Here is a 13814-nt window from a genome sequence, read left to right as displayed (position 1 = left end):
AGGGCTTTTTTCAAGGCTATCTTTTCGATCTGCTCAATTATAACTGGTTGCGAACGACAAGTTGCGTCTCTCCCGCATCAAACTAGCCGGGTTCAAATCCTTTGTCGACCCTACCGAGATTCCCCTTCCAGGGGATCTGGTCGGGGTAGTGGGCCCCAATGGCTGCGGAAAATCCAATGTGATCGACGCCGTGCGCTGGGTCTTGGGCGAATCGCGCGCGTCTGCGTTGCGCGGCGAATCCATGCAGGATGTGATTTTTAACGGTTCCGCGAATCGCAAACCAGTGGGAAGAGCCAGCGTCGAGTTGATGTTCGATAACAATCTTGGCAGGGCGGCCGGGCAGTGGTCGAGCTATGCGGAGATTTCCATCAAGCGAATATTGCGTCGCGATGGTGAATCAACCTATCACATCAATAATATCCATGTCCGCCGGCGGGACGTCGCGGATATCTTTCTTGGCACTGGAGTGGGCGGGCGCGGCTACGCCATTATCGAGCAGGGAATGATTTCCCGCATTATCGAAGCAAGGCCGGAGGAGTTGCGCGTACTTCTGGAGGAGGCAGCGGGCATTTCCAGATATCGCGAGCGCCGCCGTGAAACTGAATCGCGCCTGGCCGATACACGCGACAACCTTCTGCGGATAAGCGATATTTGCCAGGAACTGGGAAAGCAGTTAATACGCCTGGAACGACAGGCCGAGGTGGCCCGACGCTTCAATGACGTGAAAGATCAATTGCATAAAGCGCAAAACCTTTTATGGTACGCTCGCAAACAGGAAGCCGCCGCGCAACGTACCCTTGCGGAAAAAGAGCTCCGATCGCTGCAGACCTCGCTGGAAATGGAAAGCGCGAGCCTGCGGGATGCAGAAAAACGTCTGGAAGAGAAGCGCGCTCATCATTATGCCATGGGCGACCTCCTGCATGAGTATCAGGGCGAGCTTTATACAGCCAATGCGGAAGTGGCGCATACCGAACAGCAAATCCGGCACGTGCGTGAAAACCATCATCGCATGGCGCAACAAATCAAGGCAGTGAAGAGTCAGCTTGAGAACCACAAAAAACAAGTGGAAGATGCGGCTGAAAGTTTGAGCCGCTGGCGTGGGGAATTTGAACGGGCGCGCCTGGCTCGTGAAGCCGGCAAACAAAAAGCCGCGGCAGAGAACGAAAAATTGCCGGTGGCGGACTCCACTTTTCGCTTATGCCAGGAGAAATTTACCGAAACACAGCGTGAGGTGTTGCTGGTTGAGCAGGCTGGTCAACTGGAAGAAAGTAATCGAGCCCACGCGGCAAAAAACTTCCAGCAGCTTGAGTTGCGACGAGTACGGCTAACGGCTGAGCGAAATTCCTCGCCCCAACCGGAAATCGAAACACTATCCCGTTTAACCCGGCAAGCGGAGGCCAGCGCGGCTGATCTCAAAAACAAACAGGAAACGCTCGCGCAAACTGAAAGCCTGCTGCTGAATGCCGAGGAAGTGAAACGCGAGTTTTCGCATAAAGTGCAAATGCTGGAGCAACAGATTGTACGGACTGAAGCGCGGCTTGGCGCCTTGGAGCGCTTGCAGAGCCGTCTCGAAGGCAGCGAGGGACTGAGCGCATGGATCACCAGGCATCAGCTCGATACACTGCCGCGTTTGTGGCAACACATCCAGATTGAGAAAGGGTGGGAAGATGCGCTTGAAGCGGTGCTGCGCGAGCGCCTGAACAGTGTGCGGCTCCGCCAATTGGAGATGGCGCGTGAGTGGGCGGACGATCCTCCTCCCGGGAAATGGGCGCTGTTCGAGTTGGCCAGGCCAGCGACCCAAGGGTTACAGGGAATATCGGGCGAACAACAGCAAGACGCGAGAGGAAGGGAGAGCTGGATACCGTTGCAATCGTATCTGGCTTGCGATCATGCAGAAACAAAACCTGTGCTGGACGAATGGCTGGGTGGAATATTCGTGGCCGAGGATGTGCGGACTGGTCTTTCGCAACGAACAAGTTTATCTTCGCGTGAATTGCTGGTCACTCGCGAGGGCCATATCATTACATGCCACAGTCTTACCTATTATGCTCCCGATTCGCAGTTACATGGCGTACTGGCGCGGCAACGCGAGATAGCCCAGATCAAAGTCGAAGCGGATGCGCTGAGAGTAAGCCTCGCGGATGAGAAAACCGAGCTGGATATGGCGGAGGAAGCCTGCCATGCACTCGAATCGTCTGTATCTTGTCTGCGTGATGATATCGGGGATCTCCAGCAACTGCATCACGACGTACAAATGCAGGCGTTGAAGCTCACTCAACTCGCTGACCGCACTAGTCAGCGGCATAAGCAGATTGACAGCGAACTGGCTGAAATCGGGCAGCAGGCAACGGCAGAGTCCTTCCGGAAGCAGGAGGCCGAAGAAAAATTGATGCGGTATCGGGTTCAGGCCGAAGCGCTGCAACAGCAGGTACAAAAGGAAAAACAAGCGCGGGAAGCAGCGGAACAGTTTTTGGATGCACAGCGCCAGCGCGTGCGGATTGCCGAAAAGGAAATGCAGGAGGGGGCATTTCATGAAAAAACCTGCCTGAATAAAATTGCCGAAGCGGAAAATTCCATTCGGTATATTGGTGAAAATGCCGTTGAGCTCGAAGCTCATCTGGAAAAATTGCAAGCCGCGCAGAGCGATTTTGATGAAACGCAACTGAGCAGCCTGCTGCAGGAACGACTGGCGTTGCGTGAACAGCGTGAAGAGAGACTGGCGGTTGCGCGCAATGCCCTTGAAGATGCGGCCAGCGAACTGCGGGAAATAGAGCAGGAGCGCATGACTTCCGAGCAAAAATTGCACCCGCTGCGGGAAGGCATCAATCAGGTGCGCCTCAAGGAACAAGAGGCGCGGATTGCCGAGGATCAGTTTGGCGAGCAATTAAAGGAATCGGGTGCCTCGGAGCAGGAACTGATCCACTCTCTTGGGAAAACACGGCCTTTCGCTTTGCAGGCCGAGATAAACCGGATGAATGGAGAAATCGCCGCCTTGGGAGCGGTCAATCCGGGTGCGCTCGATGAGCTGGAATCTTGCCAGACGCGCAAAACCTATCTGGATTCACAATCGCAGGATCTGGAGGAGGCATCGGAGACGCTTAAGAATGCCATCCGGCAAATAGATCGTGAAACCCGCGAACGACTGCTGGAGACGGTCGAAAAGGTCAACGGCCATCTGGAAGACATGTTTCCCACCATGTTCGGTGGCGGGCAGGCGAAGCTGATATTGAGAGGTGAGGAAATTCTCGATGCAGGCATACAAATTTTCGCCCAACCGCCGGGTAAGAAGAACAGTTCTATCAACCTTCTGTCCGGCGGTGAAAAAGCGCTCACTGCGCTGGCGTTTGTGTTCTCGCTGTTTCAGCTCAATCCTGCGCCGTTTTGCCTGTTGGATGAAGTGGATGCCCCTCTGGATGATAGCAACACCGAGCGGTTCTGCAATCTGGTGCGGAAGATGTCGCTTCGGACCCAGTTCATATTTATCAGTCACAATAAGATCACGATGGGCATCGCTCAGCAATTAATTGGCGTCACCATGCAGGAAAAAGGCGTTTCACGGGTGGTTGCGGTAGAAATCGAAGAGGCTGTCAGACTGAGTAGCGCTTCCATGGCGACTTGAACATATGATGAACATGAGCGAATTGCAAATCAGCTTGATAGCCATTGGAATTATCGTGGTTATGGGTGTTGTCTTTTTTAACTGGATGCAGCAACGCCGCTATCGGCGGGGCGCGGAAGAAGCGTTCGGGCCAAAACATGAGGACGTACTGCTGAGAGAAACCCTATCCGGCGAACAAAATGAAAGGATTGAACCGCAACTCGATAAGGCGTTCTTGCAAGAACCCCGGATGGAGCCCCGGGGGGAATCAACCGAAAAACCGATCGAAGAAACTAACGAGGAACCAAATCAAGAGGCAAGCCAAGAGCCAAGCGAAGAACTAAGCCAAGAACCAGCAGAAGCTGCGGAAATTACCCAGCCCAAGCCGGAGCCGGCCTTCGGCCCAGCCAGGACCATAATGGTGGTTGAGCAGGAGCCAGTGCCGCTTGAGGAGGACAATTCCCCGGACAGTGTGGATTATGTGATTGAAATCCGTAGCGAAAAACCGATCATGAATTCGAGCCTGGCAGAGGTGTTACAGCGGAAATTCGATTTCAGCAAGCCCGTGCGGTGGTTGGGGCAGAGAAGCACGGAAGCATTTTGGGAAGAAATCACAACAGAGGCCAACGGCAAGGGTGGCTATACCCATCTGCGTGGTTGCCTGCAACTCGCCGATCGAGCCGGTCCGGTAAGCGAAGTCAGTTTGTCCGAATTTCGCGACATGGCGGAAAATTTCGCCACCCATGTGGCGGCAGCTGTAAATTGCCCTAATATACATAAGGCGTATGCGCGAGCAATATTGCTTGACGAATTCTGCACCCAGGTGGATGTCATGGTAGGCATCAACATTATCAGCAAGGATAACAGCGTGTTTACCGGCGCCAAAATTCGCGTTCTGGCAGAAACATCAGGTTTTAAACTGGGAGCCGAAGGCCTGTTTCATTACCGTGACGAAAATAATGTGGTTTTATTTTCCCTGGGCAACTATGAGCCTTCCCCTTTTCTCCCCGGCAGCGTCCGCACGCTCACGACGCGTGGTATTACATTTCTTCTTGACGTACCGGGCGTAGCAAACGGCGAAGCCGTTTTTGGGCAAATGATGCATCTCGCCGGTATTTTCACGGACAATCTCGGAGGGGTCATGGTGGATGATAATCGCATACCCCTGAGCGACAGCGGCATCCGCAAAATCAAACAGCAATTAGTTGCAATACAGTCCACCATGCTGTCGCGCAATATTCCTGCCGGTGGTGAAACTGCGCTGAGGCTGTTTGCGTGAGTGGGCGTCCGGATGAAATCTCTACAGTAGCGCGCCGCATACAGGAACTGCGCGACAATATCGAACTGCATAATTACAGCTACTACGCACAGGATACCCCGACTATTCCGGACGCGGAGTACGACAAGCTATTCGGGGAATTGCAGGAACTCGAACAGCGTCATCCGCAACTCATTACGCCTGATTCCCCTACCCAGCGCGTAGGCGCTGCCGCGCTCACTGAATTTCCCCAGATTGTCCATCGCATCCCGATGCTCTCCCTCGGCAATGCATTTGAACCGGCGGAAGTGGAGGCGTTTGACCGGCGCGTGCGCCAGACCTTGGGGGTGAGCTGCGTGGAATATGCGGTGGAGCCCAAATTCGACGGTCTGGCGGTAAGCCTGTGTTATGAAAACGGTATGTTCAGGACGGGCGCTACCCGCGGCGATGGCTACGTTGGCGAAGATGTCACCCTGAATTTACGCAGGGTCCAATCTATTCCCCTGGCGCTTAAAACCGGCGCTGGTGTCGGAGACATCCCTTTCTTTCTCGAAGTGCGTGGCGAGGTACTGATGTTGAAGGCCGATTTCGAGAAACTTAACCAGCAACAGCGCGCAAAAAATGAAAGGGAGTTCATCAATCCTCGCAATGCCGCAGCAGGTGCCCTACGTCAGCTCGATCCCGCCATTACGGCAAGCCGTAGACTGAAGTTCTTCGCATATGGCATCGGTGCTTTTGAAGGCGGAAGCGTGCCTCGTGATAAACATCATCATATAACGGACTACCTTGCGTCGCTGCGTTTTCCGGTTGCGCAAGAACGCAGTACCGTAACCGGCGTAGCGGCATTGCTGGAATATCACCGGGAAATACGGATGAAGCGCGAACACCTTCCCTACGATATCGATGGCACGGTATATAAGGTCAACGATCTCGCGCAGCAGGAGAAGCTCGGGTTTGTGTCACGCGCTCCACGGTTTGCTCTTGCTCATAAATTTCCGGCGCAGGAAGCGATAACGGAATTGCTGGGGATCGACGTACAAGTCGGTAGAACCGGCGCCATGACGCCGGTTGCGCGATTGAAGCCGGTGTTTGTGGGGGGCGCCACCGTTACCAATGCAACGCTGCACAACGAGGATGAAATCAGGCGTAAGGATGTCATGATCGGGGACCAGGTAACAGTGCGGCGGGCAGGCGATGTGATTCCCGAGGTGGTGTCAGTACAGAAGGAAAGCCGGCCGCCGCATGCAAGGCCATTCGTCATGCCTGATCACTGCCCGGTATGTGGCTCGAAAGCGGTGCGCCTGCCCGGTGAGGCGTTAACACGTTGCACGGGTGGGCTGTTCTGTCCGGCGCAGCGAAAACAGTCGATTCTGCATTTTGCCTCACGCCGCGCCATGGATATCAACGGCTTGGGCCATAAGCTCGTGGAGCAACTGGTAGACAACGCCATTATCAGAACGCCGGCGGATCTTTATAAACTGGGTATAACCGGACTTGCTGCCCTGGAGAGAATGGCCGACAAGTCCGCAGGCAATGCCATAAGCGCCATCGAAAAAAGTAAAAATACCACGCTGGCCCGATTTATTTATTCGTTGGGTATCCGTAATGTGGGCGAGACCACTGCCAAGGATCTGGCCCGATACTTCGGCGGTCTGGACAGGTTGATCGCAGCGGACGCGGAAAGTTTACGCCTGGTGCCGAACATTGGTCCCGTAGTCGCTGAGAGCATTGCCGATTTTTTTGGCGAAAGACACAATCTCGAAGTTATCGAGCAATTGCGCGCCAGCGGAGTACGGTGGAAAGAGGATGAGGGTATCCAGGCGAAGGCGAGTTCCGACAGTACCTCGGATATGGACAAAGCCGGCGGCAAGATTTTCGTGCTGACGGGGAGCCTGCCGAATCTGACACGAGAGGATGCCAGGGAAAGAATAGAAACTGTTGGGGGGAGGGTAACAGGCAGCGTTTCGGCGAAAACCGACTATGTTGTGGCTGGCGCGGATCCGGGCAGCAAGTATGACAAGGCGGTTGAATTGGGAATAACGGTCCTTGACGAGGCAGGATTGCTGCAATTATTGCGAGGTTCACAGGGTTGATTCAAGTTCATTTTCCTGAAATTCCAACACTAAGTGAGTGCGTTCATGGCCAGAATAACTAAAGCAGTTTTCCCCGTGGCGGGGATGGGCACCCGTTTTCTCCCCGCCACCAAGGCGAGCCCCAAGGAAATGATGCCCGTGGTGGATAAGCCGTTGATCCAGTATGCGGTTGAAGAAGCCGTAGCGGCGGGCATAACAGAGATGATTTTTATAACCGGCCGTCATAAGCGTGCTATCGAGGATCATTTCGATAAAGCTTACGAGATGGAAGCAGAGCTGGAAGCGCGTGGTAAAACGGAAACGCTGGAAGTACTGCGAAATATTCTGCCGAAAAATGTTTCCTGCATCTATATCCGTCAATCGGAAGCACTCGGGTTAGGCCATGCAATATTATGTGCTCGTCCCGCAGTGGGTAATGAACCATTCGCAGTACTGCTTGCGGACGACTTGCTTGTGGATGACGAACCGATCATGCAACAGTTGTGCCGGGTGTATGAACAGAACGGTTGCTCGATACTGGCCGTACAAGAGGTCGAGCCGGAAGATACCGTGAATTACGGTATTGTGAAATGCGGGCCGGGGATGAACCGCCTGCACCCTATCACCGGTATCGTTGAAAAACCCAAGCCGGAGAATGCACCTTCAACATTGGGTGTGGTGGGTCGTTATATTCTGACTCCCAAGATTTTTGAGCATCTGGAAAAAATCGATCCCGGTGCCGGTGGGGAAATCCAGTTGACGGACGGCATCGCCTCGCTATTATTGGAAGAGCGTGCGTTGGCATATGAATTCTCGGGTACCCGTTACGATTGTGGAAGCAAGATAGGTTACCTCAAGGCCACTATCGCGCTGGCGCTAGAGCATCCGGAAGTGCGCCAGGAATTTTCCGACTATCTGGATGCGAGATGCCGCGACATTCCTTCTGTTTGATGATTTTTTTCTTTTCACGGTTTCAACTGATATCCATATTGACCTGATGCTTTCTTGCGAAGAAGCAAAGAAGATCCTTGGTGCGGCGGAGCAGATATTTTCTGCTGACGTGGTATCCCAGACGGTCAAACACATGGCAGCCGAGATTACTGCGGCACTATCGCATCGGTATCCATTGGTATTGAGCATAATGGGCGGCGCTGTGGTGTTTACTGGTCAATTGCTGCCGCTGCTGGAATTTCCGCTCAATTTCGACTATCTCCACGTCAGCCGCTACGATAATGCTACTCGGGGTGGTAAAATCAATTGGAAGGTATCACCGCCCGAGAACGTGCGAAACAGGGTAGTGCTAGTGCTGGATGACATCCTTGATGAAGGGATCACGCTTGCGGCAATCCGTGAACGGGTTATGAGCCAAGGCGCAGCGGCCTTCTATAGTGCTGTTTTTGCCGAGAAGGTCATAGATAAACCCAAGCCCATCAGCGCGGATTTCGTGGGTGTCATGCTGCCGGATCGCTTTGTGTTCGGCTTCGGAATGGATATCTATGGCGCATGGCGGAATCTCCCCGCGATTTACGCCTTGAAGGCGTAGGAGAAACCTGAAAAAATATGCAGCTGCAAAATCGCTGACGTCGCTAATTCGCTAACACGCGACAAGAACGAAAACTGCGGAGTGAACGCTCGCGAACCATGGTTTTTTAAAAGCGGTCAAGGGCACTTTTCAATATCTCTGGATTTCTGAAAGACATGCTTGCAATCATCGGTGGCACAGGTATGGCCCAGCTTGCCTGTCTTGAGATATCGCATCGGCGCATTATGACGACACCCTATGGTGAACCGTCGAGCCCGCTGACTTTCGGCAAAATCAATGATCACGAGGTTGTATTCCTGGCACGCCATGGCTATGGGCACACCATTCCACCCCATGAGGTAAATTACCGTGCCAACCTCTGGGCGTTACACTCATTGGAACTGACCCGGGTGATAGCTGTCGCATCGGTAGGCGGCATCCGCTCGGATTTAACACCCGGCGTGGTTGCCATTCCCGACCAGATTATCGATTATACCCACGGTCGCAAGTATACTTATCACGACAACACAGCCAAGTCGGTTACTCATGTCGATTTCACCGAACCCTATTGTCAGTTGACTCGTGGACGTTTGCTCGAGGCAGCAGGACGCGCCAATGAAAATGTGATTGATGGTGGTGTCTATGGCGCAACTCAAGGGCCACGGCTGGAAACCGCAGCCGAAATCAATCGCATGGAACGGGACGGAGTGGACATGGTAGGTATGACCGGTATGCCCGAAGCCGCACTTGCCAAGGAATTAGGCCTCTGCTATGCGTCTATCACGGTAGTGGCCAATTATGCCGCAGGACGTAAAACGAGCGCACATTCGATTCGTCTGGAAGATGCTCATGCTGTTCTGGAGAAAGCGATGGTGGGTGTCAGAAATATTCTCGAGCATGCGGTGGAGCTCGATGTCGATTAAGCCGGTCTTGAGAATGGGCGATCCCGGATTGCTCGAAGTGGCCCGCAAAGTGGAGGCGTTCGGCACCCCCGAGCTCGAGGCCCTGATTCGTGATATGCATGACACCATGGAAGCCCTCAACGGCGCAGGCCTGGCTGCACCTCAGATTGGAGTCGGCCTGCAAGTCGTAATCTTCGGGGTGAGGCGCAATCCACGCTATCCTGATGCGGAGGAGGTGCCTTATACCGTACTGGTGAATCCGGTGTTAACGCCGCTGGCAACGACCACGGAACAGGGTTGGGAGGGCTGCCTGAGTGTTCCAGGCATGCGTGGCATGGTTCCACGCTTTACCAACGTGCGCTATCAGGGTTCGGATCAGTATGGTGAATCCATAGATCGCAGCGTCGACGGATTCCATGCCCGTGTCGTACAACACGAGTGCGACCATTTGAATGGCATTCTCTACCCCATGCGTATTACTGATTTTCGTACATTCGGTTTTACCGACGTTCTGTTTCCCGATGAGGCGCCAATGGACGAGTAAGCCGAGCTATCCGTCGCCATCCTTACTTATCAGCCTGTCAATTTATAGGACGCCGGGCCGGAGTAATGTACATCAATGTACATTGCTGCTGCGGCAACCTTTCTTCTCAAATTTCATCCATCCTCAAACCGGAGCAGGCCAGTTGCTGTGCCAGCAATTGCGCCAGATGGCGTGCACTTCGTTTCCCGCTTTCAACGATGATATGCGCTGTCTCCCGGTAAAGCGGATCCCGTTGCGCATAAAGCTCAGTCAGTTTCGTGCGAGGATCCTGAGTCTGGAGCAATGGACGATTCTTGTCATGTCGCGTTCGCCGCCACAAATCATCGATCGTGGCTCTCAAGTAGATCACGGTGCCGCTACGCTTCAGCATTTCACGGTTTTCTGCGCTCAGTACCGCTCCACCTCCTGTGGCAAGTACAATATTTCCGGTTTTCACCAGTTCGGAGAGCATTTCTGTCTCCCGCTTGCGGAAACCAGCCTCGCCCTCAATTTCAAAAATAAGCGGTATGCTGACGCCGGTTCGCTTCTGGATTTCCCGGTCTGAGTCATAAAATTTTTTTTCGAGGAAATTTGCCAGAAGCCTGCCAACCGTTGTTTTTCCCGCACCCATCATTCCGACCAGAAAAATATTTCCGCTTGTCTCGCCCAGGCCGGGTTCGTCTACCCTGTTATCCAGCGTCACTATTGCTTTAATTGCATACATTCGCGAATTGTAGCCGAAATGCCCGATCCGCGTTAAATACAAGATGTTCAGGTTTTGGCTGCCAGGGGTAAAACGATACCCGCCCGGTCAGGCCGAGTATGAATGTATTTTGATGACGGTGCCCCCGACTACCGATCGCCCGCAAGTCAAGGGGATAACTTCCAGCAGAACGAGGAAACGAGGAGAACGAGGAGACGAAAGCTACAACCGATGACCCACAGCCCAGGCGGCGCTCGGGTAAGTTCAGGTGGGGGATATCATTTCAACCTGATGCGAGGCGCCTTAGCGAACTCATCCCGATTCAGCCGTCCATCCCGGTCAATGTCCAGGCCTTTAAAAGTCCGAGCGGACATTCCCTGAGCCGCTGCTTCGTCAGTGCTGATATAGCCATCCTCATTGGTGTCGTATAACTCCCATGGGGGCGCCACTGCCTCCGGCGTATTTCGGTTTGCCTCTGGAGGAGGTACCTCTGCAACAGCCGGCCCTGTGGCGCCGGCAATCAGTATTGCCAACCACTGCAGTTTGAAGACATGGCATGTTGAAAAATATCTCATGGGATCGCCTTTATGATAGTGGCTCGCGCCCCGGCCGGAAGAAATGCCCAGCTAGAGCAGCAATGCAGATCAACATCCCTCAATTCATCAAGAAGTAAATTATTATTAAAACAAACGCGGGCACGCCCAGAATCCAGGCAAGAACATATTTACCCATGATAACTCTCCTCAAAAAAAGCAGAAGCTGTTCCGGTCACACCATATTCACATCCGCGTTTTTTCGTTGCCGAATCACGGGCGGCGATTACGCGATCGTAGCGAGCTTATCACCGAGGGCAGGACCTGACGCATCACCAATGTTCTTGCGCTGCTGCCCAGTATTCCTGCCATGAGGGCTAGGCCACCTTTCACCGCTCTGCTCAGTCGTCCGCGTGAAACCAGCGACAACGCAACAAGCGTGCCGGAGACGTAATACGGATGTCGCGCTATGAATTTGAACGTATGACTGCGTGGGAACGCATGCGTATCATGGACCTGCTCATCTTCATCCTCATGAACGAACATGGATCGATAATTTCTGCGACTGGCATCCATTCGCTCCAGTAGCGCCTTTTGTTCATCTTCGAGAGCGCTGCTCATACCACATCCTTCATCAGCTTTATATCCTGCTGTAATTCGTCACGCACGACATCGAAGGCTGCAACAGAAGTTGTCTGCTTTGGCGCTGCGGCGTAGACCAGAAAAGCTATCAAAGCGTAAATGCCGGCAATACCCCATGCGGAGAGTATGCGATAAGGGGTGTCCCAACAGGTGATGATGACGGCCAACCCCAGGAAGATCAGGCTCAAGGCAGAAAAAAGCGCTACCATCAGATAACTGATCGTTTGCTTCTTCCAATTCTGAACCTGAATCTCCGCTGATAACTTCACCAACTCGAGATAGTCGTCGACGCGCTCCAAGGCAAGTGCTCCGAGTTGTTTGGCTTTTTTGATGGACTCAAACATGGCGATTATCTCGACTGATGTGCTGGGGCCGGAAGGACGGTTAACGACGCGTCATCAGCAAGCCGATCAGCAAGCCGATACCGGCGGCGTAACCTACCGATTGCAGGGGATGCTCCTTTATACACTCCCTTGAACATTCAACACCGTAGTCGAACTGTTCGCGGGCATCATGGGCCAGGTCCGCAGCCGCTTCGCGCGTGGAGGCAACCTTTGTCATCAGTTTTTCCTTGGCTTCCTCCAGGTCGATATCGGATAAACTGGGAATTCGCGAAATAAGGTCGTCCAGATCGGCTCTGAGATTGGCCAGTTCGTCACTCGCGGCATCACCTACCTGCTTGCCCGCTGACCTGGCTGCATTTCCGACCCGCTGAGCTGCCGCACCTGCCCGGTCCGCCATGTTTTCCGCCGCAGCTTTTGCGTCATCAATCTTATCCGAAGTATTCTGTTCCATAATGGCTCCTTCAATTGTTAGTCAGAAGATATACGCAGTACCCGGTTGCGAGCGCCTTGTCATCAATGATCAGTTTCTCACAATTGTTGACATGGCTATGTTCGTTGACACACATAATCCCAAGTCCGGCGGTTGACCGCTTACTCCACCCCGTCCAGTTGCCGAATTCAGGATAATTGAATCGCTATCAACGCGATCCTACTATTTCTCTTCTGTGATCTCAATATACAGGCCCTTCCGCGCCGGAAACGTAACGCACGCCAGAGGTATATATCGTATTTCGCAGGTTCAAATTGAGTGAATCCCGGCAAAAATGATATAATTTCGCGCTAATCTGGTTTTGCGTGAAGTTCGTTCCCGAGTTTCGGGAGGCGTTTTTCGTAAGTCAGCTTAAATTCGCATATCCGTCTGTTTCAAATAGGGTGCTCTCGAGAAGAGCGACTATGGCGGATAGAGGCTCAACCCCAAAGGAGAAATTCATGTCAGTAACCATGCGGCAAATGCTGGAGGCAGGCGTCCATTTCGGGCATCAGACCCGTTTCTGGAATCCCAAGATGGCACAGTACATTTTCGGCCATCGCAACAAGATACACATCATCAATCTCGAAAAAACCCTGACGATGTATCAGGACGCGATGAGCTATGTGCGCCAGCTATCGGCCAACAAGGGCAATATCCTGTTTGTCGGTACCAAACGCCAGGCGCGCGATATCGTGCGTGAGGAAGCCCTTCGCTGTGGTGCGCCCTATGTCGATCAGCGCTGGCTCGGCGGGATGCTCACCAACTTCAAGACGATAAAGCTGTCGGTCAAGCGTCTGCATGATATGGAGGCGATGGCGGAGGATGGCACTCTCGACAAGCTTTCCAAGAAAGAAGCGCTGGATATTCAACGCGATCTGGAAAAACTCGATCGCAGCCTCGGCGGCATCAAGAATATGAAAGGTTTGCCCGATGCCATGTTTGTGATCGATGTCGGCTACCAGAAAGGAGCGATTACCGAGGCCAAGAAGCTCGGCATACCGATAGTCGGCGTGGTGGACACCAACCACAGCCCAGAGGGATTGAACTACGTAATCCCCGGCAATGACGATTCGAGCCAGGCGATACGCCTTTACGCACGCGGTGTCGCCGATGCGATTCTGGAAGGGCGCAATCAGGCCATGCAGGAGATCGTAAAAAATGAGCTGGCAGAGGCGGATGAGGCAATAGCCGCGGAATAACAAGGGCTGCCGTTAGCTGGTCAGATGGACTTTCCTCTGCGAAGGC

At 53.3% G+C, this 13814-nt stretch carries 13 protein-coding genes; 8 read left to right on the top strand and 5 right to left on the bottom strand.

Annotation, left to right across the window (positions count from 1 at the left end; genetic code table 11):
• The first annotated feature begins 61 nt into the window (after nucleotides 1-61).
• From smc to def, 7 genes are all read left to right on the top strand, one after another.
• Nucleotides 62-3619, top strand: a complete 3558-nt coding sequence (gene smc / locus BLP78_RS05150; protein ID WP_090457158.1) for a chromosome segregation protein SMC — start codon at nucleotides 62-64, stop codon at nucleotides 3617-3619.
• A gap of 13 nt (nucleotides 3620-3632) precedes the next feature.
• Nucleotides 3633-4877, top strand: a complete 1245-nt coding sequence (locus BLP78_RS05145; protein ID WP_256330070.1) for a cell division protein ZipA — start codon at nucleotides 3633-3635, stop codon at nucleotides 4875-4877.
• Nucleotides 4874-6949: an NAD-dependent DNA ligase LigA gene (gene ligA, locus BLP78_RS05140; RefSeq protein WP_090457154.1), complete on the top strand. Its 2076-nt coding sequence runs from the start codon at nucleotides 4874-4876 to the stop codon at nucleotides 6947-6949. The genes BLP78_RS05145 and ligA overlap by 4 nt, the downstream gene beginning before the upstream one ends.
• Nucleotides 6950-6994: 45 nt before the next feature.
• Complete coding sequence (galU, locus tag BLP78_RS05135) at nucleotides 6995-7879, top strand: UTP--glucose-1-phosphate uridylyltransferase GalU (protein ID WP_090457152.1); 885 nt, start codon at nucleotides 6995-6997, stop codon at nucleotides 7877-7879.
• Between the two features lie 46 nt (nucleotides 7880-7925).
• Nucleotides 7926-8471, top strand: coding sequence for a hypoxanthine-guanine phosphoribosyltransferase (locus BLP78_RS05130; protein ID WP_090457208.1), 546 nt, complete (start codon nucleotides 7926-7928; stop codon nucleotides 8469-8471).
• 155 nt (nucleotides 8472-8626) lie between these two features.
• Nucleotides 8627-9373, top strand: coding sequence for an S-methyl-5'-thioinosine phosphorylase (locus tag BLP78_RS05125; protein ID WP_025040333.1), 747 nt, complete (start codon nucleotides 8627-8629; stop codon nucleotides 9371-9373).
• Entirely contained in the window at nucleotides 9363-9896 is a 534-nt protein-coding gene (gene def / locus BLP78_RS05120) for a peptide deformylase (RefSeq protein WP_090457150.1), read from the top strand. The genes BLP78_RS05125 and def overlap by 11 nt, the downstream gene beginning before the upstream one ends.
• Nucleotides 9897-10002: 106 nt before the next feature.
• Here def and BLP78_RS05115 read toward each other — a convergent pair whose 3' ends face one another.
• The 5 genes from BLP78_RS05115 to BLP78_RS05095 all read right to left on the bottom strand — a co-directional run bounded on the left by BLP78_RS05115 (nucleotide 10003) and on the right by BLP78_RS05095 (nucleotide 12548).
• Nucleotides 10003-10509, bottom strand: a complete 507-nt coding sequence (locus BLP78_RS05115; RefSeq protein ID WP_256330080.1) for a shikimate kinase — start codon at nucleotides 10507-10509, stop codon at nucleotides 10003-10005.
• A gap of 347 nt (nucleotides 10510-10856) precedes the next feature.
• Nucleotides 10857-11153: an EF-hand domain-containing protein gene (locus BLP78_RS05110; RefSeq protein ID WP_090457146.1), complete on the bottom strand. Its 297-nt coding sequence runs from the start codon at nucleotides 11151-11153 to the stop codon at nucleotides 10857-10859.
• Nucleotides 11154-11384: 231 nt separating this feature from the next.
• Nucleotides 11385-11732, bottom strand: a complete 348-nt coding sequence (locus tag BLP78_RS05105; RefSeq protein ID WP_090457144.1) for a hypothetical protein — start codon at nucleotides 11730-11732, stop codon at nucleotides 11385-11387.
• Complete coding sequence (locus BLP78_RS05100; RefSeq protein WP_090457142.1) at nucleotides 11729-12097, bottom strand: phage holin family protein; 369 nt, start codon at nucleotides 12095-12097, stop codon at nucleotides 11729-11731. The genes BLP78_RS05105 and BLP78_RS05100 overlap by 4 nt, the downstream gene beginning before the upstream one ends.
• A 40-nt stretch (nucleotides 12098-12137) precedes the next feature.
• Entirely contained in the window at nucleotides 12138-12548 is a 411-nt protein-coding gene (locus tag BLP78_RS05095) for an ElaB/YgaM/YqjD family protein (RefSeq protein WP_090457140.1), read from the bottom strand.
• Between the two features lie 479 nt (nucleotides 12549-13027).
• Here BLP78_RS05095 and rpsB point away from each other — a divergent pair, with 479 nt between their 5' ends.
• Nucleotides 13028-13768 (top strand): 30S ribosomal protein S2, encoded by a 741-nt coding sequence (gene rpsB, locus BLP78_RS05090; RefSeq protein ID WP_090457138.1) that lies wholly within the window; start codon nucleotides 13028-13030, stop codon nucleotides 13766-13768.
• The last annotated feature ends 46 nt before the right edge of the window (nucleotides 13769-13814 follow it).

It is taken from the genome of Nitrosospira sp. Nsp1, assembly GCF_900100985.1.
GTDB lineage: Bacteria > Pseudomonadota > Gammaproteobacteria > Burkholderiales > Nitrosomonadaceae > Nitrosospira.
This window is presented reverse-complemented; position numbering and strand designations above follow the sequence as displayed.